Origin of the sequence: Verrucosispora sp. WMMD703 (assembly GCF_049178935.1) — a bacterium.
Taxonomy (GTDB): domain Bacteria; phylum Actinomycetota; class Actinomycetes; order Mycobacteriales; family Micromonosporaceae; genus Micromonospora; species Micromonospora sediminimaris.
Genome location: NZ_JBMHMM010000004.1, coordinates 738233 through 761294, shown reverse-complemented (window position 1 = coordinate 761294; position 23062 = coordinate 738233). Strand labels below are relative to the sequence as shown.

At 71.5% G+C, this 23062-nt stretch carries 21 protein-coding genes; 8 read left to right on the top strand and 13 right to left on the bottom strand.

Annotated features, from left to right (window positions below):
• Nucleotides 1–17: 17 nt before the first annotated feature.
• The 5 genes from ACN26Z_RS04160 to ACN26Z_RS04140 all read right to left on the bottom strand — a co-directional run bounded on the left by ACN26Z_RS04160 (nucleotide 18) and on the right by ACN26Z_RS04140 (nucleotide 4894).
• Nucleotides 18–785, bottom strand: coding sequence for a hypothetical protein (locus ACN26Z_RS04160; protein ID WP_282240310.1), 768 nt, complete (start codon nucleotides 783–785; stop codon nucleotides 18–20).
• A complete protein-coding gene (locus ACN26Z_RS04155) occupies nucleotides 776–1318 on the bottom strand; it encodes a hypothetical protein (RefSeq protein ID WP_093404071.1) in 543 nt (180 codons plus the stop codon). Before ACN26Z_RS04155 ends, ACN26Z_RS04160 begins: the two co-directional genes overlap by 10 nt.
• Nucleotides 1319–1434: 116 nt before the next feature.
• Nucleotides 1435–3813, bottom strand: coding sequence for a sodium-translocating pyrophosphatase (locus ACN26Z_RS04150; RefSeq protein WP_282240311.1), 2379 nt, complete (start codon nucleotides 3811–3813; stop codon nucleotides 1435–1437).
• 305 nt (nucleotides 3814–4118) lie between these two features.
• Nucleotides 4119–4553, bottom strand: coding sequence for an ATP-binding protein (locus ACN26Z_RS04145; protein WP_282240312.1), 435 nt, complete (start codon nucleotides 4551–4553; stop codon nucleotides 4119–4121).
• The gene (locus tag ACN26Z_RS04140) at nucleotides 4553–4894 is read right to left on the bottom strand and encodes an STAS domain-containing protein (protein WP_093404068.1); all 342 of its coding nucleotides are present in this window, start codon (nucleotides 4892–4894) and stop codon (nucleotides 4553–4555) included. The genes ACN26Z_RS04145 and ACN26Z_RS04140 overlap by 1 nt, the downstream gene beginning before the upstream one ends.
• A gap of 140 nt (nucleotides 4895–5034) precedes the next feature.
• On the opposite strand from ACN26Z_RS04140, the gene ACN26Z_RS04135 reads away from it, so the two are divergent.
• From ACN26Z_RS04135 to ACN26Z_RS04125, 3 genes are all read left to right on the top strand, one after another.
• On the top strand, nucleotides 5035–7452 hold the full coding sequence (locus ACN26Z_RS04135) for a DEAD/DEAH box helicase (protein ID WP_421459909.1): 2418 nt from the start codon (nucleotides 5035–5037) through the stop codon (nucleotides 7450–7452).
• A 106-nt stretch (nucleotides 7453–7558) separates the two neighbouring features.
• The gene (locus tag ACN26Z_RS04130; RefSeq protein WP_093404067.1) at nucleotides 7559–7765 is read left to right on the top strand and encodes a hypothetical protein; all 207 of its coding nucleotides are present in this window, start codon (nucleotides 7559–7561) and stop codon (nucleotides 7763–7765) included.
• Between the two features lie 70 nt (nucleotides 7766–7835).
• A complete protein-coding gene (locus ACN26Z_RS04125; RefSeq protein WP_282240314.1) occupies nucleotides 7836–8414 on the top strand; it encodes a hypothetical protein in 579 nt (192 codons plus the stop codon).
• 187 nt (nucleotides 8415–8601) lie between these two features.
• On the opposite strand, the gene ACN26Z_RS04120 is transcribed toward ACN26Z_RS04125, so the two are convergent.
• The 7 genes from ACN26Z_RS04120 to ssd all read right to left on the bottom strand — a co-directional run bounded on the left by ACN26Z_RS04120 (nucleotide 8602) and on the right by ssd (nucleotide 14088).
• Nucleotides 8602–9081 carry an Rv3654c family TadE-like protein gene (locus ACN26Z_RS04120; protein ID WP_421459907.1) on the bottom strand — a complete coding sequence of 160 codons (480 nt, stop codon included), beginning with the start codon at nucleotides 9079–9081 and terminating at the stop codon, nucleotides 8602–8604.
• Nucleotides 9078–9446 carry a TadE family type IV pilus minor pilin gene (locus ACN26Z_RS04115; protein WP_093404065.1) on the bottom strand — a complete coding sequence of 123 codons (369 nt, stop codon included), beginning with the start codon at nucleotides 9444–9446 and terminating at the stop codon, nucleotides 9078–9080. The genes ACN26Z_RS04120 and ACN26Z_RS04115 overlap by 4 nt, the downstream gene beginning before the upstream one ends.
• The gene (locus ACN26Z_RS04110) at nucleotides 9443–9571 is read right to left on the bottom strand and encodes a DUF4244 domain-containing protein (RefSeq protein ID WP_205808979.1); all 129 of its coding nucleotides are present in this window, start codon (nucleotides 9569–9571) and stop codon (nucleotides 9443–9445) included. The genes ACN26Z_RS04115 and ACN26Z_RS04110 overlap by 4 nt, the downstream gene beginning before the upstream one ends.
• Before the next feature lie 62 nt (nucleotides 9572–9633).
• Complete coding sequence (locus ACN26Z_RS04105) at nucleotides 9634–10341, bottom strand: type II secretion system F family protein (RefSeq protein ID WP_282240624.1); 708 nt, start codon at nucleotides 10339–10341, stop codon at nucleotides 9634–9636.
• Between the two features lie 149 nt (nucleotides 10342–10490).
• Complete coding sequence (locus tag ACN26Z_RS04100; RefSeq protein WP_421459906.1) at nucleotides 10491–11372, bottom strand: type II secretion system F family protein; 882 nt, start codon at nucleotides 11370–11372, stop codon at nucleotides 10491–10493.
• A 416-nt stretch (nucleotides 11373–11788) separates the two neighbouring features.
• Nucleotides 11789–12988, bottom strand: a complete 1200-nt coding sequence (locus tag ACN26Z_RS04095; RefSeq protein WP_421459905.1) for a TadA family conjugal transfer-associated ATPase — start codon at nucleotides 12986–12988, stop codon at nucleotides 11789–11791.
• Entirely contained in the window at nucleotides 12985–14088 is a 1104-nt protein-coding gene (ssd, locus tag ACN26Z_RS04090; RefSeq protein ID WP_421459903.1) for a septum site-determining protein Ssd, read from the bottom strand. Before ssd ends, ACN26Z_RS04095 begins: the two co-directional genes overlap by 4 nt.
• Before the next feature lie 487 nt (nucleotides 14089–14575).
• Between ssd and ACN26Z_RS04085 the strand changes: the two genes are divergently transcribed.
• From ACN26Z_RS04085 to ACN26Z_RS04075, 3 genes are all read left to right on the top strand, one after another.
• Nucleotides 14576–15229 carry a hypothetical protein gene (locus tag ACN26Z_RS04085; RefSeq protein ID WP_396887325.1) on the top strand — a complete coding sequence of 218 codons (654 nt, stop codon included), beginning with the start codon at nucleotides 14576–14578 and terminating at the stop codon, nucleotides 15227–15229.
• A complete protein-coding gene (locus ACN26Z_RS04080) occupies nucleotides 15226–15747 on the top strand; it encodes a hypothetical protein (protein WP_421459902.1) in 522 nt (173 codons plus the stop codon). The genes ACN26Z_RS04085 and ACN26Z_RS04080 overlap by 4 nt, the downstream gene beginning before the upstream one ends.
• A 459-nt stretch (nucleotides 15748–16206) precedes the next feature.
• Complete coding sequence (locus ACN26Z_RS04075) at nucleotides 16207–17013, top strand: HAD family hydrolase (RefSeq protein WP_093404060.1); 807 nt, start codon at nucleotides 16207–16209, stop codon at nucleotides 17011–17013.
• 94 nt (nucleotides 17014–17107) lie between these two features.
• Here the strand turns inward: ACN26Z_RS04075 and ACN26Z_RS04070 are convergent, their stop codons facing one another.
• Nucleotides 17108–17851 carry an oxidoreductase gene (locus ACN26Z_RS04070; protein ID WP_421459901.1) on the bottom strand — a complete coding sequence of 248 codons (744 nt, stop codon included), beginning with the start codon at nucleotides 17849–17851 and terminating at the stop codon, nucleotides 17108–17110.
• Nucleotides 17852–18336: 485 nt separating this feature from the next.
• On the opposite strand from ACN26Z_RS04070, the gene acs reads away from it, so the two are divergent.
• The gene (acs, locus tag ACN26Z_RS04065; RefSeq protein ID WP_421459900.1) at nucleotides 18337–20331 is read left to right on the top strand and encodes an acetate--CoA ligase; all 1995 of its coding nucleotides are present in this window, start codon (nucleotides 18337–18339) and stop codon (nucleotides 20329–20331) included.
• Nucleotides 20332–20599: 268 nt separating this feature from the next.
• A complete protein-coding gene (locus ACN26Z_RS04060; RefSeq protein WP_421464519.1) occupies nucleotides 20600–23008 on the top strand; it encodes an immune inhibitor A domain-containing protein in 2409 nt (802 codons plus the stop codon).
• Nucleotides 23009–23062 lie beyond the last annotated feature (54 nt).

Below are 23062 nucleotides of genomic sequence, written 5' to 3'. Positions count from 1 at the left end.
GGACAGCCGCCCGACCGTCAGGCCCGGGTCGGCCAGGCCGACGGCGGGCTCGCGGGCGGGCGCTCACCGACCAGCTCGGCCAGCCGCTGCGTCCCGCGACGGCCCGCGATCCGGTACGCGGGGCCGCCCGGTCCGGCCTCGACCAGCTCACCGGTCAGCCCGGCCGTGGCCAGGGCCGCACCGACCGCAGCCCACCGCGTCGGGTCACTACCGCCGAGGTGGAGCAGAAAATCGGGCGGATCGGCCACGCCGGCCGCGGCGAGCCAGAGACGCAGCCGCCGGCCGTCGAGCTGGAACCCGGGCGGCGGATGCTGCGTCGGGCCGCGCAGCCAGGCCGCCGCGAGCGGCACGATCGTCCGGGTGTACGCGGTCCGCACCGCGTAACGCTGGTCCTCGGTGGGTGCCCAACTGCTCCGGACACCCCGCTGGGCCAGCTCAGCGATGAGCACGTGCACCCGCCACGCCGCCTCCACCACCACCGACAACCGGGCCGTGCCGCCCATCCGGTGCACCTCGCCCGGGCCGGCGAGCAGCCCGGCCAGGTCGGCCACGGAGGGCTCACCGGTCTCCGCGCCGAAGAAGACCAGTTGCCGATCGGCACCGGTGACACCGCCCGGCACCGGTGTCGGCCGGTCCGCAGCGTCGTGGTCGGCCGGCGGGTCGACGGGGGCGGATCGACGGCCGGTCGGCCGACGACGGCGCACCGGTGAGGTCTCGTCGGGCGGTGGGAAGGACACCGGCAGCGGTTGCGCCGCCGGTGTCTCGCCGGAACCGCTCAGCGGCATTCGGGTACCTCGTCGAAGGCGCGCTTCAACTCCTCGGAGTCGAGCCGGCTGGTGTCCAGCGCGCTCGCGTCGTACTCCTGCTGGAGGGTTTCCACGGCGGCCTGGACACCTTCGTAGAAAGTGCTGGCCTCACCGGTGCCCAGGCCGTCGATGGTGGTCCGGGCCCGGCCGTAGGCGTCCCGCATCGACGCGAGCGAGGCGCGGAAGCCGGCGGAGACCTCCTCGCCATGCTCGACCTCGGGCACCCCGGCCTGCTCCACCTTGCGCCGGGCGGTCTCGCTGGCCTGCTCGGCGCCGCCGAAGAGCCGGACCAGGTTCTCCTTGGCCTGCGCCGGGGTGGTCTGCGCGGTCATCTGCTGGTCGGTGCTGTTGGTCAGCTTGCTGATCTCGGCCCGCCAGGGAGTGAGCGCCGAACAGACCGAGGCGGCCCAGGCCCGCGGACTGGGGCCATCGGAGCCGCAGGCGACCAACATCATCAGCGTGGCCAGGACCACCGTGAACTTTCCGGCGGCTGCCGCCCGGCACGTACGCATGCGTTGCAGCGTACGGCTTCTCTCCCCGGTCGGCACCGGTCATCGGTACCGGGTCCGGACAGGCGACGGCCCCGGCCGGCAGACAGCTGCCGACCGGGGACCGTTTGTGCCACGCGTCAGGCCTTGATCTCCTCCGGACGCGGGTCCGCGCTGCCGGAACCGCTGTCGGCGTCGTCGCCCATCGCGATGCTCTTGCGCTTGCTGAACACCACCGCCGCGACGACGATCAACGTCGCCACCACCGCGATGGTGACCCGCAGGCCGACGTTGCGGTCGTCGCCCACGCTCCACGCCACCACGGCCGGCGCGATCAGCAGCGCCACCAGGTTCATCACCTTGATCAGCGGGTTGATCGCGGGGCCGGCGGTGTCCTTGAACGGGTCGCCGACGGTGTCACCGATGACGGTCGCGGAGTGCGACTCGGAACCCTTGCCGCCGTACGCGCCGTCCTCGACCATCTTCTTGGCGTTGTCCCAGGCACCACCGGAGTTGGCCAGGAAGACCGCCATCAGGGTGCCGGCACCGATCGCACCGGCCAGATACGACGCCAGCGCGCCAGGCCCGAGGCCGAAGCCGACCGCGATCGGTGCCAGGATCGCCAGCAGGCCGGGGGTGAGCAGCTCACGCTGCGCGTCGCGGGTGCAGATGTCGACGACCTTGCCGTACTCCGGACGCTGGGTGCGGTCCATGATCCCGGGCAGCTCGCGGAACTGCCGACGGACCTCCATCACCACGGCACCCGCCGAACGGGAGACCGCGTTGATGGCCAGACCGGAGAAGAGGAACACCACCGCCGCGCCGATGATCAGGCCGACCAGGTTCTGCGGGTTCGACACGTTCAACGCGTTGAGGATCTCGGCACCCACGTCGGTCACCCCGGCGTCGGCGTACGCGGTTCGCAGCGTGTCGGTGTAGGAGCCGAAGAGCGCGGTCGCGGCCAGCACCGCGGTGGCGATCGCGATGCCCTTGGTGATCGCCTTGGTGGTGTTGCCGACGGCGTCCAGCTCGGTGAGCGTACGGGCGCCGTGCTCGTCGATGTCGCCGGACATCTCGGCCACACCCTGGGCGTTGTCGGAGATCGGGCCGAACGTGTCCATCGCGACGATCACGCCGACGGTGGTGAGCAGTCCGGTACCGGCCAGCGCCACGGCGAACAGCGACAGGGTGATGGAGCCGCCACCCAGCAGGAAGGCGCCGAAGACACCGGCACCGATGAGCAGCGCCGAGTAGACCGCCGACTCCAGGCCGACGCTGATGCCGGCCAGGATGACGGTGGCCGGACCGGTCTGCGAGCTCTTGCCGATGTCCTGCACCGGGCGCCGGTTGGTCTCGGTGAAGTAACCGGTCAGCGCCTGGATGGCGGCGGCCAGCACGATACCGATGATCACCGCACCGATGACCACGCCACGGGGGCCGAAGAGCGGGTCGCCGCCGTTGACGCCGAGGGTGGTCCGCCAGTCGTCGCCGAGCTGCGCCGTCCAGGACGGCTGGAGGTAGGCGAACGAGGCCACCGCGACCAGCACCGCAGAGATCAGCGCGGAGAGGTAGAAGGCCCGGTTGATCGCGGTCAGGCCGTTGCGGTCGGAGGCGCGCAGCCGGGTGATGAAGACGCCGATGATGGCGACCAGCACACCGATCGTGGAGATGATCAGCGGCAGCACCAGGCCGTCAGTGCCGAACGCGGCCCGGCCCAGGATGAGCGCGGCGACCAGGGTGACCGCGTACGACTCGAAGAGGTCGGCGGCCATGCCGGCGCAGTCGCCGACGTTGTCGCCCACGTTGTCGGCGATGGTGGCGGCGTTGCGCGGGTCGTCCTCGGGGATACCCTGCTCGACCTTGCCGACCAGGTCGGCGCCGACGTCGGCGGCCTTGGTGAAGATGCCGCCACCGACCCGCATGAACATGGCCAGCAGCGCGGCGCCGAAGCCGAAGCCCTCCAGCACCGTCGGCGCGTCACCCCGGAAGATCAGGACGACGAGCGCGGCGCCGAAGAGGCCGAGACCGACGGTGAGGAAGCCGACCACGCCACCGGTCCGGAAGGCGATCTTCATGGCCGACTCCCGGCCGCCTTCCCGCTCCCGGGCGGCGGCCGCCACCCGCAGGTTGGCCCGGGTCGCCAGCCACATGCCCGCGCCACCGATGAAGGCGCTGAACAGGGCACCGACCACGAAGAAGAGCGAGCGACCGATCTTCACCGCGACTTCGCTGCCGTCGGTGTCGTGCACCGGCAGCAGGAACAGCAGCACCACGGCGATCACCACGAAGATCGCCAGGGTCCGGAACTGCCGGAACAGGTAGGCCGAGGCGCCCTCCTGCACGGCCCCGGAGATCTCCTGCATGTTTGTGGTGCCCTTGCCGGCGGCCAGCACCGTTTTCGTCAAGGCGGCGGCGAAGGCGAGCGCGACCAGCGCGATCACCGCGGCGATGACGACGTACGTGACATTGGCTCCGGTGAGGGAGATCCCGCCGCCCTCGGCGGCCAAGGTGTCGGACATCTGTGTCCTCCTGTGCCGAACAACGCGCCGGCCGGTGGAGACGCACCGTCCGGCGCCTGGATGCGAATTCGCAAGCGCGCGCCGATCCACCCGACGAACCAGCGCTCCACGCCCATCTGCGCTGGGTGCCGGGTGGATCACTTGCTGACAACCCGCGTACTCTAGCCGCCCCCAGTGTTCGAGGTCACACCGAGGTGGCGGCGGGTCTGGATGATCTCCGTCGCTGTGTTATGAACCGAAATCTGATATAGGAAGCGGTCCATGGTGATCCGGCAGCGGTCGTCCGGGGCGGCCAGGCCCTCGGTTCAGTGGTTGACCGGCCAGACCATCCGCACCTCGGTGCCGACGCCCTCGTCGACCGGACGGACCTGAAGATCCTCGACGAATCCGGCGAGCAGAGCGAAGCCGACACCGGTGGTCAGGTCGTCCTCGTTCAGCGACTCGTTGGCCAACTGGTCGGCATCGAGCGCGGCCAGACCGATGCTCGCCTCGATCGGCGCCCGATCCACCACCCGCACCGAGTACGCCCCCGAGTCGGACATCTCCACCAGCACCGGCGCGGCGACCCCGTACTGGCGGTGCAGGGCGACCGCCCGGGTGCACGCCTCACCGATGGCCAGGCGGACCTCGTCGAGCAGATCCTCGCGAACGCCCGCCCGCCGAGCCACCGCGACGCCGACCAGGCGGGCGGTACGCACGTGCACCGGCGCGGGCGAGAAGGAGAGCCGGACCGTGGCCATCACTGGTTGGCGCCGGTCGCTGCTTCGACCGTCGGATACAGCGGAAACACCTGATCCAGCGCGGTGATCCGGAAGATCTTGAGCAGCGGCTCCTTGTCACAGACCAGGGCGAAGGTGCCGTCCGCGGTACGCAGCCGCTTGAGCGCGCCGACCAGCACACCCAGCCCGGTGGAGTCGAGGAAATCCACCCTGCCCAGGTCGACGACCACGTGCCGGGCCCCGGCGTCGATCAGTTCCAGGAGCCGTTCGCGCAGCCGGGGGGCGGTGTAGACGTCCACCTCACCGCCGACCTCGAGCACCGTGTGCTCACCCACGGTCCGGGTCGCCAGTGACAGCTCCATCCGTCCTCCTCAGGCAGCCGTAAACTCTCTTGGCATCTAACCACTACCCCAGGGTCCGGCCGACGACTCACCGGGGCAGGTCCATCCGTACCCGGCACGCCGATTTCCCATTTCCGAACACCAGTGCGAGAGTGCAGGACGTGACCTCGGCAGCCACCGTATCCGCCGGCAGCGGCCCCGAGCGACCGACCGGTGCGGTCCCGACCGGTGCGGTCCCGCCCGGCGCGGTCCCGGTCGTGTCGCCGGGGGAACTGCTGCGCCGGCTACGCCAGCGACACCCCGCCGATCCGGTCACCCACGTCGAGCGGGTACCGCCCCGGGCCGGAGCGCCGGCACCGTGGCCGTCCTGGGTTCCGGAGGACCTACGCGCGGCGTACGCCCGACGCGGAGTGGCGACACCGTGGCGGCACCAGGCCGAGGCGGCCGACCTGGCGTACGACAGCCGGCATGTCGTGGTGGCCACCGGCACCGCGTCCGGCAAGTCCCTGGCGTACCAGCTGCCGGCGCTGGCCACGCTGCTCGCCGACCCGCGCGCCACCGTGCTCTACCTGGCACCGACCAAGGCGCTCGCCGCCGACCAGCTACGCGCCGTCGCCGCGTTGGAGATCGAGGGCGTACGCCCGGCCTGCTACGACGGCGACACCCCGCGCGCCGAGCGGGAGTGGATCCGGCGGCACTCCCGGTTCGTGCTGACCAATCCCGACATGCTGCACCACGGCATCCTGCCCGGGCACGCCCAGTGGTCCGGTTTCCTGCGTCGACTGGCGTACGTGGTGGTCGACGAGTGCCACGTCTACCGGGGCGTGTTCGGCTCGCACGTCGCCCACGTGCTGCGCCGGCTGCGGCGGCAGCGTGCCCGGTACGGTCGCGCCGCCGGACCGACGTTCGTGCTGGCCTCGGCGACGTCGGGCGATCCGGCCGCGGCGGCCGGCCGGTTGACCGGCCTCCCGGTGACGGCCGTCACCGAGGACACCTCGCCCCAGGCAGGGGTCACCTTCGCCCTCTGGGAGCCGCCGCTGCTCCCGCCGGACCCGTCGGCCGCCGGGTCCGACGAGCCCGCTGCGGCGTCCGATCTGACCCAGGTACGCCGATCGGCGCTGCGGGAGACCGCCGACCTGCTCGCCGACACCGTCGCCGCCGGGGTACGCACGCTGGCCTTCGTCCGCTCCCGCCGGGGTGCCGAGGTGGTGGCGACAAGCGCCCGGCGCAGCCTCGACGAGGCGGTGCCGGGGCTCGGCGACCGGGTGGCCGCCTACCGGGCCGGCTACCTGCGCGAGGAGCGTCGCGAGCTGGAGCGGGCGCTGCTGTACGGCGAGCTGCTGGGGCTGGCCTCGACCAACGCTCTGGAGCTGGGGGTCGACCTGATCGGGCTGGACGCGGTCATGATCTGTGGCTATCCGGGCACCCGGGCGTCGCTGTGGCAGCAGGCTGGCCGGGCCGGACGCTCAGGTCAGGAGGCCCTCGCGGTGCTGGTGGCCCGGGACGACCCGCTGGACACCTACCTGGTGCACCATCCGGAGGCGGTCTTCGGTGCGCCGGTGGAGGCGACCGTGCTCGACCCGGCCAACCCGTACGTGCTCGGCCCGCAGCTGGCCTGTGCGGCGGCGGAGGCTCCGTTGACCACGGCCGACCTGGAGCTTTTCGGTGACGGCGCCAAGGAGGCCGTGGCGGCGCTTGTCGAAGCGGGTGCGCTGCGCCAACGGCCGACCGGCTGGTACTGGCGGCACCGGGAACGGCCCGAGGTGGATCTGCGCGGCGAGGGCGGCGCCCCGGTGTGCGTGGTGGAGGCGGCGACCGGCCGGCTGCTCGGTACGGTCGACGGCGGCTCCGCGCACTTCCTGCTGCACACCGGCGCGGTCTACCTGCATCAGGGCGTGTCGTACGTGGTCGACTCACTCGACCTGGACGACGGATGCGCGCTGGTGCGCCCCGAGGAGCCGGACTGGTCGACCCATGCCCGCGACGTCACCTCACTGTCGGTGGTCTCGGTGCGCTCCTACGTCGACGCCGGCCCGGTCGGGCTCTTCCTCGGCGAGGTGGACGTCACCAGTCAGGTGGTCTCCTACCAGCGGCGACGGATCGCCACCGGCGAGGTGATCGACACTCGTCCGCTGGACCTGCCGGCGCGTGAGCTGCGTACCGTCGCGGTCTGGTTCACCCTCTCCCCCGAGTCGCTGATCGCCGCCGGGGTGGATCCGGCCGACGTGCCGGGGGCGCTGCACGCGGCCGAGCATGCCGCGATCGGGCTGCTGCCGCTCGTCGCCACCTGCGACCGGTGGGACATCGGCGGGCTCTCCACGGCGGTGCACCCGGACACCGAGGCCCCGACCGTCTTCGTCTACGACGGCCATCCGGGGGGAGCGGGCTTCGCCGAGCGGGCCTACGGCATGGCGGCGTCCTGGCTACGGGCCACCCGTGACGCGATCGCCGAGTGCGGCTGCGAGGCCGGCTGCCCGTCCTGCGTGCAGTCACCCAAGTGCGGCAACGGCAACAATCCGCTGTCCAAACCGGATGCGATCCGGGTGCTCGACGTGGTGCTCACCAACCTGCCGGAATGACCGGGCCGGGTATGAAAACCGGGGCGGCCGGGCAATGATGGTGGGAGCGCTTCCATAGAGCGCCGTGCTTGCCGTTCACCGTCCTTGCCAGCATGGAGGAGAGGCCGTGGCCGACACCATCGCCGAGACCGTCGACCTGCTCTACACCATCGACCAGGAGAAGCTCGACATCAACCAGCAGATCGCGCTGGGGACCGCGCTCGCCACCCTGGCCCAGGCCGAACGGCTGGATCAGATCAACGAACGTCTGCGCACCATCCATCTGCTGTTGACCACCATGACCCACCGTTCGGGCGTCGACGGCGTCCGCTGACCGGCGGACCCTGGACGGAGCCGTTGTCCGACTGTGCGACACTCCGGCGCACCACAATCGAGGAGTTCTCATGCAGCTCGACAGCTTGCAGGCGCAGCATCAGTTCCACATCCGCCAACGAGTGCGGTTCATGGTCAACCAGTACGAGGTGCACAGCGTCGCACCGGACGGTTCCGAGGGCGGGGTGTTGGCGTTCGCCCAGCAGAAGCGACTCGCCTTCAAGGAGCAGGTGACGATCTACACCGACGAGTCCAAGCAGCAGCCGCTGCTCGGCTTCAAGGCGCGCCAACGCCTCGACCTCGGTGCCACGTACGACGTCACCGACGACGCCGGCAACCCGATCGGCCTGTTCCGGAAGGACTTCGCGCAGTCCCTGCTCCGCTCGACGTGGCACGTCGAGCAGGCCGGCCTGCCCAACGTCACCGGTCAGGAGCGCAGCATGCCGGTGGCGCTGCTGCGCCGTTTCGTCGACTCGCTGTCCTGGTTGCCGTACCACTTCGACTTCGTCGCGGACGGCCAGCCCGTCTTCTCCGTGGTCAAGAAGTGGGGTCTGCGCGACCGGTACATCGTCGAAATCCAGCACCCGCAGATCGACCGCCGCCTGGTGATCGCCATGGCCGTCGCCCTCGACGCCCTCCAGGGCCGCTGACGCCGGCCCCGACCTGCGATCCACCTGGCCCCCGGGTCGGCCCGCTCGACCACCACGCCGAGCGAGCCGGCCCACCGGGACAGGTGGGGTCGCAATGCGAGGCGGCCGGGACAGCGCCAGGTTCGCGTCCGGCCGCCCGCTTCACGCCACGCAGCCACCGCACCGACCGCCATCTGCCGGTACCCGGTCAGCCGCGCAGCGGACCGGCCCGGCTGGTTGCCCTGGCGGACCGGGTCATCCCCGGCAAGGGGCTCACGATCACCTCAGCGGTGACCAGCACGTCCAGCCCATCGATCCGACACTGCACCATCCGGGCAGCGTTCGCGGCCACCAACTCAGCTGCCCGCGCGCACGTCACCGGCTCGTCCTGAAGGACCCGAGCCGCACCCGCGAGAGCGCCGAGATCGGCGGCCACCCGGGCCTGCTGTCGCGCCACCCGGGCCGCGCCCGCCCCCGCGCCGAAAAGACCCGCCACGACGAACAGCAGCCCCACGCCGAGCAGGCAGATCGTGGCGCCACCCCGCTCACCCCCTCCGGTCGCCCTCCGGGTCAGCCAGCTCAGCTTCCACCCCAGCCAAAGCTGCCACCGGGTAGGACGGCGCAGCCGGCGGGTGTCAAGGCAGCGTCCGGGGGCGGTGCCGGCGGGACGAGCTGCGACGACGCTCACGGTTGCGGCTCCGGCGCACCCGGTTCGACCGCGGCGACGACCGTCGCCACGACGTTGATCGTGGGCAGATCGGTACCGAGGGCGCGGACGGAGGCCCGGACCGTCGCCCGGACGTGCTCACCGTCCGACGCGACGACCACCTCCGCACCGGCCGGTGCGTGCCGGCTGCCGGCGGCGGTGCCCGGCTCTCCCCGAGAGGCGGCCAGCGCCGCCTCCCGGGCCGCATCCAGGCACGCCGCCTTGGTGCTCACCGCGTTGATCGTGGTCAGCCCGGTGAGTAGGAGCAGCACCAGCGCCGGCAGGCCGGCCGCCATCTCGGCCGTGAACGATCCCCGGTCGTGGCCGGCCGGCCGGCGCCCGGTCACTTCAGTGCCCGGTCGATGACGGCGGTCAGCGCGGACTGCACTCCGTCGGAGGTCAGCACCTTGAGCAGGACTCCGCCGAAGGCCACCGCGGCGAGCGTTCCTACCGCGTACTCCGCCGTGTTCATCCCGGCGTCCCCGCGAAGGCGGGCGAGGATTCTGCGCACGTGTTCGTCCTTTCTCGATGGATTCACAGCACGTCGCCAAGGACAGCGACGATCACCGGCACCAGACCGGCGAGAATGAAGGCGGGCAGGAAGCAGAGCCCCAGCGGCAACACGATCAGCACGCCCGAACGGCGAGCGGCCGCCTCAAGTGCGACGGCCCGGTCTGCCCTCAGGTCGTCGGCGAGCCGGGTGAGCGCCCCGGCCAGGGCAGCGCCACTGCTCGCCGAGCGGATCGCGGCCGTGGCCACGCGGTGCGCTCCCGGAACCGCCGCCAGATGTCCCCACGCCTCCTGGGGACCACCTCCGAGTTGCAGGGTCCGACCGACCCGGGCAAGTTGCCGGCCCAGCGGCCCGCCGAGCGCGTCAGCCACGGCGAGCAGCGAGCGTTCCACGGGTGCCCCGGCCCGCAGCGCCGCCGCCAACAGGTCAGCGGCGAGTGGTAGGTCCGCTGCGGCCCGCAGTCGGCGACGGCGTACGGCCGGCGGCTCGATCCGCCGGAGCAGCCGGTCGAGCAGCACCGCCGTGGGCAGTGCCGCCACCGTGCCGGCCCAGCCTTCGACCACTACCGCCACCGCCAGCCCGGACAGCCCAGCGGTCAGCCGGACCAGGTCAGGCCGCCACTGGCTCGAACCTCGTGACTCGGCTGCCGAAGCCTGCGCCGGGTGCTCGCCAGCTGACCCGTACCGCTGGACGGCCGCTGGCACCCGGCGTGACCTGGCCGGTCGGGGCATCGAAGGCCAGAACCGCTGACCTGTCCGGCTGGCCGTCACGTGGCTGGACAGCCGGCGCAACCGACGCCGGGGCCGGTACCGGCCGACCGCGAGCGTGGCGACCAGGGTTGCACCGGCCAGACCACAGACGACCAGTGGCGTCCCGGACATCAGCTGTCTCCGGACGAGGTGACCGCGAGACGCTCCGCCCAGAGCAGCCCGATCACCTGAAGGCCCACGGCAGCGATCGCGCAAGCGCCGCCGACCGGGGTGTGCAGCAGCACGTGAAGTGGGTCCGCCCCGATTCCGTAGCCCAGGCCAATCCCGCCCAGCGGCAAGGCAGCCAGCAACCAGGCGGTGGCGCGGGCACCGGAAGCCTGGGCCGTGGCCGCAGCCAACCCTCGGTCCGTCGATCGGGCATCGGCCTCGATCCGCTCCACCAGATCGGCCAGCGGCGCTCCCGTACGCTCGGCCAGCCGTACCGCAGCCCCGGCCAGTCGCCCGAGGCGGTCTCCCGCCGAACCGGGCACGGCGCTGTCGGAGAGACGCTGCTCGGGCCCGACCGGCTGGCCTACGTCGCTGACGGCCTCGTCCGGCTGGCTCAGTTGCGCCACACCTGCGACGGCACTGGGTGCCGAATTGGTAAGCACCTGCGCGGCCACCGGCACCGGCAGACCCACCCGCAGGTCCCCGGCCAGGGCACACAGTTGATCCAACCGCTCCCGGCGCTCCCGGTCGGCCCGACCCACGGTTGCCCGACGGAGCATCGCCCGCACACCAAGGGTGCCGTAACCGGCAAGCGCCGTCGCGGCCACCGGACCGGCGAGCAGCGCCCCGACCCCCGCACCAAGCAGGCAGGTCAGCACCAGGATGCGCCGCGGCGTCGCGAGCAGCGCCGGCGGTCGGCTCAGCCTCGGTGGGCGCTGGTCGGGCTGTTCACGGTGATCCGTCTGCTCGCGATGGTCGGCCGGCACCCGGTGATCGAGGCCCCCGGCGGCGATCTGCTCCTCGTCGAGCACCGCCGTGCCGAGCGGCCGTGCCGTCAGCTTCACGGCGGGGGTTGTTTTCCGTACGACCACACCGGGCACGCCACCAGGCCGATTCGGCCGCCGGCTGCCATGCGGCCCCGGCGGACGGGACGCGGCCGGTGCTGTCGGCGGCCCCGACGTGGGCCAGGCGATCGGGGAAGCAGCCGGCCTGACCGGGTGGACCACCACCGAGGACGGCCGCGCCCCCGTCGTCGGCCAACCGACACCGGTCGGCTCCGGACTGCTCCGGGGCGGGCCCTGCGGCTCCTCACCGGCACGCCAACCGCCCGCCTCCCGCAGGGCAACGACCCAAGCGACCAGCGCATCGTCGGCTGCCTTCCCGCCGTCCCCGGACCACCTCGGAACACGCCGCCCACGCATCCGGTGGGCGAGTGCCAGCAGGACCGGCACCACCGACACCGCCCACCACCACGCGCTGCTCACGACGACACCGCCGACGCTGGCCACGGCTCGCACAGGATCGGCGGCACCGGCACATCGCGGTTGCGGATCAGCGTGCCGAGCGCCCGGGCCGCCAGGCCGAGCCCTCGGTTGCGGATCCACGCCGGGACGGCGGTCACCAGCCGGTCGGGCCCTTCCGGCAGCAGCAGACAGATGGACTCCAACACGCGACCCTGCGGCGTACGGCGGATCTGAAACACCACCTGAAGCGCCGCCGCCACCTGGGCGTGCAGCGCCGGACGTGGCAGCCCACCGAGCAGACCGAGCGCCTCCAGCCGGGCCGGCACGTCCGACGGGGTGTTGGCGTGCAGCGTCCCCGCCCCGCCCTCGTGCCCGGTGTTGAGGGCAGCCAGCAGGTCGACCACCTCCGCACCCCGACACTCGCCGACCACCAGGCGATCCGGCCGCATCCGCAGCGCCTGCCGGACCAGCTCGCTCAGGCCGACCGCGCCCGATCCCTCCACGTTGGCCGTACGCGTCTGCAGACCCACCACGTGCGGGTGCACCGGCCGCAACTCGGAGGCGTCCTCGACCAGCACGATCCGCTCGGTGGTCGGGACCAGGCCAAGCAGCGTGTTCAACAGAGTCGTCTTGCCGGAGCCGGTGCCGCCGATCACCAGATAGGCGAGCCGGGCCGCCACCACGGCGGCCAGCACTGGCGCCACCGGCCGGGCCACCGCGCCCTGTGCGACCAGTTCGTCCAGCGTGAACGGCCGCTGCCGGAAGGTACGCAGGGACAGGTACGGCCCCTCGGTCGCCACCGGCGGTAGCACCGCGTGCAGCCGCGTACCGTCGGCCAACCTGGCGTCGGCGCACGGCGAACCGTCATCCAGCCGACGACCGGCCCCAGCCGCCAGCCGCTGCGCGAGTCGGCGAACGTCGTCCGGAGTGCCCACCGGCACCGGCACCTGGTGCAGCCCCTGCCCACGGTCGACCCACACCCGCGCCCCGTTGACAAGTACGTCCGTCACCTCGGGGTCGGCCAGCAGTACGGCCAGCGGGCCCGCGCCCACCAGGTCGTCGCGGACCCGGTCGGCCATCCGCAGCAGGGCATTGTCACCGAGTACGGCGGCGTCGGGCTCGGCGCGTACCGCGGAAACGATCGCGGCCGGGGTGACCGGCGTGGTGGTCGCGGCGATCCGCTGCCGTACCCGGGCCGCGAGGTTCTCCCCGGTCATGCCACACCCGCCGTGGGCTGGCCGCTGAGTTCGCTGACGATCCGCTGGCAGAGCTCGGCGAGCGGGCCGCGCCCACCGGCCGCCGGGGCCTCGCCCCGTTCCAGTGCCCGGCACAACCCCGGCTCAGGCCGTAGCGAACCAGCCAGTGGTAGACCGAGCGCTTTGGCGACCTCGGTGGCGCGCAGCCGGCCGGGAGCGGGACCCCGGACGATGACGGACAGGTCGGAACAGTGCGGTGCGACCGCAGTGACCACTCGGGCCGCCGCGGCGGTCGCCCGCAGTTCGGCGGGTACCACCACGAACGCCCGGTCGGCCGCCTGAAGTGCGGTCACCGCGGCGTCGTCCAGGTGGCGAGGCAGGTCGACGACCACGAAGTCCCGGCCCCGCCGGGCAGCATCCAGGGTGGCGGCCACCGCCTCGGCCGGCACGGCGATCAGGTCGCCACGGTCCCAGGAAAGCACCACCAGATCGCCCCGGCTGGGCAACGCTCGCACCAGGGCCGGCGCGTCGACCCGCCCGTCCGCCCCGGTCAGCGCCGGCCACCGCAGCCCTTCCATCTGTTCCCAGCCGAGCACCAGATCCAGGCCACCGCCGAGCGGATCGGCGTCGAGCAGGAGGGTACGCAGCCGTGCCCGAGCTGCGGTGACGGCGAGGCCACCGGCGAGAATGCTGGCACCGGCTCCGCCCCGCCCACCGACCAGCGCGACCATCCGGGCCGAGACGGTGACCGCGCCCTCGACGCCGCATTCGGCGAACCGGTCCACCAGCCACGGCTCGGCCGCCGGCAACACGGCGACGTGCTCGGCACCGAGCAGGTCGGCCACCTGCCAACCGGACTCGACGTCGCCGGCACGTCCCACCAGGACCAGCCCGGAACGCCGGGGAAGCCGCGCCCGCAGGCAGGGCTGCGCCTGGTCGCTGCCGACGAGAACCAACGGGGATGGCCGCCAGCGGGTGCGGGCGGCCGCCGGATCGGCGGCGACCTCCACCTCGACTCCGCCTGCGGCAGCGAGCCGGAGCAGGTCGTCGAGCAGGTCACCGTCCGAGGTGACGACCAGCGGCAGGCGTCGGTCCGGTGGGACGGAGGTACGGGATGGCATCGCGGCCTCCAAGCGGTCGGCGCGGGTTCACTGGGTCGAACCCTGCCGCCGCTGCCGCCCCGAGCGCCGCCCCTGCCGGCTGGCCTGTGGACAACGAACCGCTCTGTGGACAACGCCCACAAGGGGCGTTGATCTGTTATGGGGACGGGCCGCACATCGCGCCTATCTCGACCGTCGCCAACCGTGGCGGAACGTGACGCGCAACACGCATAATCGACGTCCTGTGCCGTCGGCAGAGAACGGCATCCCTCGCCGGATCGAGGTCATGACGCAGTCCCCAGATCACGAACATGCCCGTGTCGAGCCGAGGCTGCGGGTCGGCCCCTGGCTGTTCGACCCACGTTCCCGCGCCCGGCAGTTGGCGGCGCGCCCGGTTCCGCGGGCACTTCCGCCAGCGCCCGAGCCACCTGGCGGGCCGGCCGTTCCGCCCCCGCCCATACGGTCAGCTGCCGTCTCCGTCGAACCTGCCCACCGCGCTCCCGGTCGCATGTCGCACCGACTGGTGCTGGCCGGCCTCGCGGCCGCCACGCTCGGGCTCATGCTCACCGTGCTGTGGCCGGCGACCGAGCCACCGACGGTCGCGGCCCCCGATGTGCCGTCGGACTGGGTACCTCCTCCTCCCGGCAGCCCCGGGTCCAACCTGGACGAGATTGCGTCCGCCGACGTGCCATCGCCGTCGGCCGCGTCGTCCGTCGGTGGGGTCTCGTCCTCCCGACCGCAGCTCAGCCGCAGGGCGACGCCGGCTCCTTCGCCCAGCCGGCCCGACTCGTCGACCGTGCCCGCCACACCAAGCACCCGCCCGAACCCCTCACCGAGCCGTCCGGCGAAACCGCCATCGACCACTCGGCCGCCCCAGCCGGAGCACCTGACCCCGTTACCGGCATGGCGGGAGCGCGGGCTGCGATCGGTCAGCGGCGGCAGCGAAACCAGCATCGAGTTCGTCAACCATCGCTCGCGATCGGTGATCGTGTACTGGTTGGACCACCATGGGCAGCGGAGGCAGTACGCCGTGCTGCACCCGAGCGAGTCATACCGGCAGCACACGTACGTCGGTCATCCCTGGGTGGTGACCGACCGGCGAGGTCGCGCGCTGGTCTGCTTCGAACCGAAGCGCACACCCGCCCGCGCCGTGATCGGATGACCGGGGTCTTTCCGGCCGTCCAACTGACCCGCTGCTTTCCCGAAGCCCACGGGTTCGTGCTGCTCAACCCCGCGCGCCTGGACCAGCATCTCGGCGCGAGCAGCACGGGGCGCGACCTGCTGGAGCTGTTCAGTACCACCGAGGCCGGTGACACCGTCGCCCGGGCGGGAATAGCGCTACCGCTGACGGGTGTAACTGCGGGGTACTACACCGTGCTGGTGCGACATGCCGTAGACCGTTCACCATGCTCCACTGCGGCCGTCTCCTCGCCGGGCTGGGTCCTGGGGTCGGAGACCGGCTCGCTGTTGCTCTGCGGCCTCGGCCACCTCCGCCACTGGAGGCCCGATCATTCGGAACACCGCCGCGTGGCAGTGCCACCTGGCTGGTACGAAATTGAAGTCCGAGCACACCCACACGCCGAGGGGTCCGACGACGGCACGTACGAGTTCGTGCTGACCCCCACCCCGACCCAACCCACCTTCCGCGCCGATCCGACCCGACAGCTCGCGATCCTCTGACGCACGATCGGCCGGCCGAACCCAAGCCCGAGAGCAAACGACCGGGTAGCTGAGGAGCATCCTCGGGCGGAACGACCGCGCCTTGCACGTCGACCCCTCGGGCGGCTCCGCTACCGGAGCACTCACGGCGCAAAGGGACGACCCCCGTCGGGGGGAGACGGGGGTCGTCGGAGGTTCGGCTCCGGGGGGGTCGAGCCGAACCCGCTCAGCGGTCACGGGGGGTGCAACCGCCGAGGGTCTGCGGGTGTACGAGATATGAATGCTCGTGCTGCGAACAAGTCTGCCTGAGCGGACCTGTGTACGTCGAGTGGTGTAGCCTCCACTCCCTGCGAAATCCTGTTCGCAGCGTGTGACCGCGGTCACTGTTCGCAGGCGGGTGGGGGCGGGCCCGCAGGTCCGAGTGCACTTCAGCCCCCGGGCACCCGCCGACCATAGACCATCGGGCTAGACTTTCGCGCCGTGGGCCGAAGTGCCGCTTTCTTCGATCTGGACAAGACCGTCATCGCCAAGTCGAGCGCCTTGGCGTTCGGCAGGCCGTTCTACCGGGACGGCCTGATCACTCGGCGTGACGTGGTCAAGTCGGCGTACGCGCAGCTGATGTTCCGGCTGGGCGGCACCGACGAGCAGACCATGGCCCGGACCCGCGACTATCTCGCCACGCTCTGCAAGGGGTGGCCGGTGGAGCAGGTCCGTCAGATCGTCGCGGAGACGCTGCACGAGCTGATCAACCCTTATGTGTACGCGGAGGCCGCCGCGCTGATCGAGGAGCATCAGGCCGCCGGTCGGGACGTGGTGCTGGTCTCCGCCTCGGGCGAGGAGATGGTGCGCCCCATCGGTGCGTTGCTCGGGGTGACCGACGTGATCGCCACCCGGATGGGCGTGGTCGACGGTCGGTACAGCGGCGAGGTCGAGTTCTACGCCGCCGGTCCCAGCAAGGTCGAGGCGGTAAGCGAACTCGCCACCGCCCGCGGCTACGACCTGGCCGACTCGTACGCCTACTCCGACTCGTACAGCGATCGTCCACTGCTGGAGTGCGTGGGTCATCCGTCGGTGGTCAACCCGGACCGGCAGCTACGCCGCCTGGCGGTCGAGAACGCCTGGCCGGTGCTTGAGTTCCGGCACCCGGTACCGCTGGGCCGGCGACTGCGCGAGCGGCCCGCCGTTCCGGTCGCCGCGGCGGCGCTCGGCGTCGGCGTCGGGGTGGCGATCGGTATCGCCTGGTACGGCCGGCACCGCCGCACCCGTGCCGCCGCCTCGCCTGCCTGACCTGGTCGCAGAGGCACCGCCGCAGGCGGACTCGGTCGCCGCTCCACCGCAGGCCCGGCCCGTCGGCGCCAATCGGACGAGCAGCCGGTACCGGTCAGGCGGCCAGGATCTCGTCGCCGATCGCGGTGAGCTGGTCGGCGCCCACCTCGACGGCGGACATGTAGTGGCGGAGCCAGGAGCGCAGGCCGTCCGGGGTGCCGGTGGCGAAGGCGCCGGCCGCACCGACGTACTCCGGCTCGCGTTCCCGGTGCCCGACATCGACGGCGAGCAGGCCACGGGGGTCGAATCCGGTGGAGAGCAACACGAGACGGGCCGCGCCCCGGGCCACCACGCCCGACGGGCCGGCGAAGGGCCGCAGGTTGAGCAGTTCACCGTGCACGACGGCGGCCAGCACCAGTGGGGTGACCTGGGTGCCGCCGGCCACCAGCGTGGCCAGGGCGTCTAGCCGGGTGGCGACCACCGGGTCGTTGACCGGGCGGCCCAGCTCGGCCTCGGTGACCACCTCGCGGGCGGCGAGCACGTGCAGCTTCGCCAACGCCTGCCGGGGCGCCTTCGGCCAGAGTTCACTGAGCCCGGGCAGGGTGCCGGCCACCCGCAGCGCACCCTGGAGCACCGGTTCGGTGACGGTGCCGGCGCGTACCGTCTCCCGCTCGTGGTGGTGGCCCTCCAGCCCGGCGCTGGCCACCGCGGAGCGCAGGCTCACCTCGGCGGCGACCTGGCCGCCGTGGCGCCGCAGCGCCCGGTGGCCCAGTGCCCGGTCGAACCGGTCGCGGGCACGTTCCACGGCGGCGGCGATGTCGGCGAGGTCGAGCAGCGGCGCGAGCGGATCGGCGGTCACCCCGACACGTTAGCGACGATGCCGACGGCACCGGGCGGGAGTCACCGGCAACGCGATCCCCGCCACCCACCCGGCCCGGCAGGGACCACCCGCCCGACCGGGGCCGCGCCGACCGGGGGGCCGCGCCGGGGGCCGCAGTCGCGGGGCCGCAGTCGCGACATGCGGCATGTCGGGCTTTCACGTTGGCGGGAAGGCCCGACATGCCGCAACCCGCGACAGCAACCTGCCGCCACCCGGGACAGCAACCTGCCGCCACCCGGGACAGCGACGGATCTGCCCTGCACCTCGGCGCGTGGGAGGGGCCGTTGAGCGACGGGCGCGTCGGGGATCGGTCGCCTCGCTCGGCCGCCGCGACTAACCTGCCCGGGAGAGACCCAGGTCACCCGAGCAACGAGGAGTCACCGCATGAGCGAGCGGCAGCGAGCGAATCATCAATGCAGCGCGCTGGTGCCTCAGGGCGGCACGAAGCGAAGCGGAGTGCCGGCATGAGCGAGGCATTGGCCAACCTGCTGAACGAGACGCGCCAGTTCCCGCCGCCGGCCGAACTCGCCGCTGACGCCAACGTCACCGCGGACGCGTACGCCGAGGCGGAGGCCGACCGGCTCGCCTTCTGGGAGCGTCAGGCGGCCCGGCTGGCCTGGACCAAGCAGTGGGACCAGGTGCTGGACTGGTCCCGGCCGCCGTTCGCGAAGTGGTTCGTCGGCGGGCAGTTGAACGTGGCCTACAACTGTCTCGACCGGCACGTGGAGGCCGGCCGGGGCGACAAGGTGGCGATCCACTGGGAGGGCGAGCCCGGCGACAGCCGCACGATCACCTACGCCGACCTGCACAGGATGACCTGCCAGGCGGCGAACGCGCTCACCGACCTCGGGGTGACGGCCGGTGACCGGGTGGCGATCTACCTGCCGATGATCCCGGAGGCCGCGGTCGCGATGCTGGCCTGCGCCCGGATCGGCGCCACGCACAGCGTGGTCTTCGGCGGCTTCTCCGCGGACGCGCTCACCAACCGGATCCAGGACGCCTCGGCGAAGGTGGTCATCACCGCCGACGGCGGGTATCGGCGCGGCAAGCCCTCCGCGCTCAAGCCGACCGTCGACGAGGCGGTGGCGAACTGTCCGTCGGTCGAACACGTCCTGGTGGTCCGGCGTACCGGCGAGGACGTCGGCTGGTCCGAGCGGGACCACTGGTGGCACGAGACGGTGGAGCAGGCGTCGGCCGAGCACACCGCGCAGTCGTTCGACTCCGAGCACCCGCTGTTCATCCTGTACACCAGCGGCACCACCGCCCGCCCGAAGGGCATCCTGCACACCACCGGCGGTTACCTGACCCAGGCGGCGTACACCTCGTACGCGGTCTTCGACCTGAAGCCGGACTCCGACGTCTACTGGTGCACGGCGGACATCGGCTGGGTGACAGGTCACTCCTACATCGTCTACGGCCCGCTCTCCAATGGCGTGACCCAGGTGATGTACGAGGGCACCCCGGACACTCCGCACAAGGGCCGTTTCTGGGAGATCGTCGACCGGTACCGGGTGACCATTCTCTACACCGCGCCGACGCTGATCCGCACGATGATGAAGTGGGGTGAGGAGATTCCGGCTGAGTACAACCTCTCCTCGCTGCGGCTGCTCGGTAGTGTCGGCGAGCCCATCAACCCCGAGGCCTGGATGTGGTACAGGCAGCACGTCGGGCGAGGTGAGCTGCCCATCGTGGACACCTGGTGGCAGACCGAGACCGGCAGCATGATGATCTCGCCGCTGCCGGGCGTGACCGCCGCCAAGCCGGGTTCGGCGATGACGCCGCTGCCGGGCGTCGTCGCGGACGTGGTGGACGACCAGGGCCAGTCGGTGCCCAATGGCGGCGGCGGTTACCTCGTGCTGCGCGAGCCGTGGCCGTCGATGCTGCGCACCATCTGGGGTGACGACAACCGGTTCATCGAGACGTACTGGTCGCGGTTCGGCGCGGGTGCCAGTGGCGATGCCAACGCCCCGTGGATCTACTTCGCCGGTGACGGCGCGAAGAAGGACGACGACGGCCACGTCTGGCTGCTCGGCCGGGTCGACGACGTGATGCTGGTGTCGGGGCACAACATCTCCACCACGGAGGTGGAGTCGGCGCTGGTCTCGCACCCGTCGGTGGCGGAGGCGGCGGTGGTCGGCGCGACCGACCCGACCACCGGGCAGGCGATCGTCGCGTTCGCCATCCCCCGGGGCAGCACCGAGATCTCCGGCGAGGCCGGCGAGCAACTCATCGCAGAGCTGCGCAACCACGTGGCGAAGACGCTCGGCCCGATCGCCAAGCCCCGGCAGATCATGCTGGTGCCGGAGTTGCCGAAGACCCGCTCCGGCAAGATCATGCGGCGGTTGCTGCGGGACGTGGCGGAGAACCGCTCGCTGGGCGACGTGACCACGTTGCAGGATTCGTCCGTGATGGACCTGATCGCCTCCGGCATGAGCGGCGGCAAGTCCGACGAGGACTGACGACAGGCGTACGACCCGAAGGGTGGCGGTCCGGCATCGGGCCGCCACCCTTCGTCATGTCGAGGTACGCCGCAACCGGATCGAGATGTGACAGTGAAAACGCCTGCCAACAAAAAGGTGCAACAAATTCGGCTGCGACTCTTCCCACCAGCCCCAGTAGTCCCTAGGTTCACCACTGGCCCCATTCACGGGGGCCATTTTCACCGACCCGCAACCCCCCGACGGGTCGGTTCCCTCAATCCGGAGGTACCACGTGCGGAAAGTCGCAGTGGGTCTGCTCGGGCTCTCGTTGACGGCGACAGGACTGACGGTCGGCTCATCCGCCGCCGCAGCCGCGCCGCAGCCGGAGACCCCGGCGGCCGCCCCGTCCATCGCGGAGCCCGCCCACGCCGAACACGACCTACCGAACCCGCTGGAGGCCAAGCGCCGCGCCCTGCGTCAGGAGGGCCTCAGCGAGGTGCTGTCGGGCCGAGCCAAGGCCGAACGGATCAACGGCAGCACGGTGGTCAAGGTCGGCGAGCGGGCGGCCCGTGGCGGTGAGGCCGGTCGCAACGCCAAGGCCACCAAGCGCGGCCGGGGCCCCACCGAGAAGCAGTACGTCGAGCTGTCCCGGGAGAAGACCGACCAGATCTTCGTGATCCTCGCCGAGTTCGGCAACGACCGGCACCCGGACTACCCGGACCAGGACACCGACCCGGAGATCCCCGGGCCGACGAAGTTCGACGGGCCACTGCACAACGAGATCCCCGAGCCGGACCGGTCGGTGGACAACTCCACCGTCTGGCAGGCGGACTACGACGCCGACCACTACCGGAAGCTCTACTTCGGCACCGAACCCGGTGACGAGTCGGTGAAGCAGTACTACGAGGCCCAGTCCTCGGGCCGGTACAGCGTCGACGGCGTGGTCACCGACTGGGTCAAGGTCCAGTACAACGAGGCCCGGTACGGCCGCTCCAGCGGCTACCCGTGCGACGGGATCGTCTGCAACAACGTCTGGGCGCTGGTGCGCGACGCCGCCAACCAGTGGGTCGGCGACCAGAAGGCCGCCGGGCGGACCGACGAGGAGATCGCCGCTGACGTGCGGGCGATGGACGAGTGGGACCGCTACGACCACGACGGTGACGGCGACTTCAACGAGCCGGACGGCTACATCGACCACTTCCAGATCGTGCACGCCGGTGGCGACATGGCCGACGGCGACCCGATCCAGGGCGAGGACGCCATCTGGAGCCACCGCTGGTACGCGTACGCCTCCGACCAGGGCCGCACCGGGCCGTCGAACTTCCCGGCGGGCGGTACCCAGATCGGCGACACCGGCGTCTGGATCGGTGACTACACCATCCAGCCGGAGAACGGCGGTCGCAGCGTCTTCTACCACGAGTACGCCCACGACCTCGGCCTGCCGGACGACTACAACGTCATCAGCGGCGGCGACAACAACAACGAGCACTGGACGCTGATGGCCCAGAGCCGGCTCGGCGCCAAGAACGACGGCGGCATCGGCGAGCGCGGCGGCGACCTCGGCGCCTGGAACAAGCTCCAGCTCGGCTGGCTCGACTACGAGGTGATCGTGGCCGGGCAGAAGCGGACGCTGACCCTGGGCCCGCAGGAGTACAACACCAAGGAGGCCCAGGCCGCCGTGGTGGTGCTGCCCGAGCGGGAGTACACCTTCGACAACGGCGCGCCGTTCGAGGGTGAAAAGCAGTTCTTCTCCGGCAACGCGGACGACCTCAACAGCACCATGACCCGGACGTTCGACCTGACCGGGAAGTCGTCGGCGACCCTGTCGATGAAGGGCCGTTACAGCATCGAGGCGGACTACGACTACCTCTTCTTCGAGACCTCGGTCGACGGTGGACAGACCTGGACGTCGCAGCCCGGCACTGTCGACGGCGAGCCGCTGAAGGAGATCTCCCCCGGCCGCTTCGCGCTGGACGGCAGTTCCGACGACGAGTGGGTCGACATCGCGATCCCGCTGGACCAGGTGGCGGGGAACAGCGTCGGATTTCGGTTGCGCTACCAGACCGACGGCGGTGTCTCCGAGGGCGGCTTCTTCGGTGACGCGGTGACGCTGACCGCCGACGGCGAGACCGTCTTCACCGACGGTGCGGAGTCCGACGCGGGCGGCTGGACGTTGGCCGGCGGGTTCGAGGTGGTTGAGGCAACGTACACGCGGAGCTTCGCGAACTACTACATCGCCGGCACCCGGCAGTACATCTCGTACGACAGGTACCTCAAGACCGGCCCGTACTTCTTCGGGTACGACAACACCAAGCCGGACTACGTGGACCACTACGCGTACCAGGAGGGGTTGCTGATCTCGTACTGGAACACCCGGTGGGCGGACAACGACACGTTCGCGCACCCGGGCGAGGGCCGGAACATGATCATCGATGCGCATCCGCGGCCGATCTACAACCTCACCGGGCAGCCCTGGCGGGCCCGCATCCAGGTCTACGACGCGCCGTTCAGCCTGAAGAAGGCGGACTCGTTCACGCTGCACCTGAACAGCCAGCCGCAGTACATCCGTGGGCAGGCCGCGCAGCCGCTGTTCGACGACACCAAGAAGTACTGGTTCCCGGAGCTGCCGAACCACGGCGTGAAGCTCCCGGCCACCGGCACCAAGATCAAGGTGCTGGAGCAAAAGGGGATCTACACCAAGGTCCGCTTCTCCTGATCCGTTGGACCGATGACGTGCTGCCCCGGGCGGACCACCCGCCCGGGGCAGCAC

Bases quoted from the DNA above. Each gene is read 5' to 3' on its own strand.
- ACN26Z_RS04140 (WP_093404068.1), bottom strand. From the start codon at position 4,894: ATGGAGCTGTCACTGGCGACCCGGACCGTGGGTGAGCACACGGTGCTC.
- ACN26Z_RS04095 (WP_421459905.1), bottom strand. From the start codon at position 12,988: ATGACCGGGGAGAACCTCGCGGCCCGGGTACGGCAGCGGATCGCCGCG.
- ACN26Z_RS04145 (WP_282240312.1), bottom strand. From the start codon at position 4,553: ATGGCCACGGTCCGGCTCTCCTTCTCGCCCGCGCCGGTGCACGTGCGT.
- ACN26Z_RS04080 (WP_421459902.1), top strand. From the start codon at position 15,226: ATGACCGGGGTCTTTCCGGCCGTCCAACTGACCCGCTGCTTTCCCGAA.
- ACN26Z_RS04105 (WP_282240624.1), bottom strand. From the start codon at position 10,341: ATGCCCCGACCGGCCAGGTCACGCCGGGTGCCAGCGGCCGTCCAGCGG.
- ACN26Z_RS04160 (WP_282240310.1), bottom strand. From the start codon at position 785: ATGCCGCTGAGCGGTTCCGGCGAGACACCGGCGGCGCAACCGCTGCCG.
- ACN26Z_RS04155 (WP_093404071.1), bottom strand. From the start codon at position 1,318: ATGCGTACGTGCCGGGCGGCAGCCGCCGGAAAGTTCACGGTGGTCCTG.
- ACN26Z_RS04125 (WP_282240314.1), top strand. From the start codon at position 7,836: ATGCAGCTCGACAGCTTGCAGGCGCAGCATCAGTTCCACATCCGCCAA.
- acs (WP_421459900.1), top strand. From the start codon at position 18,337: ATGAGCGAGGCATTGGCCAACCTGCTGAACGAGACGCGCCAGTTCCCG.
- ACN26Z_RS04085 (WP_396887325.1), top strand. From the start codon at position 14,576: ATGTCGCACCGACTGGTGCTGGCCGGCCTCGCGGCCGCCACGCTCGGG.
- ACN26Z_RS04110 (WP_205808979.1), bottom strand. From the start codon at position 9,571: ATGAACACGGCGGAGTACGCGGTAGGAACGCTCGCCGCGGTGGCCTTC.
- ssd (WP_421459903.1), bottom strand. From the start codon at position 14,088: ATGCCATCCCGTACCTCCGTCCCACCGGACCGACGCCTGCCGCTGGTC.
- ACN26Z_RS04150 (WP_282240311.1), bottom strand. From the start codon at position 3,813: ATGTCCGACACCTTGGCCGCCGAGGGCGGCGGGATCTCCCTCACCGGA.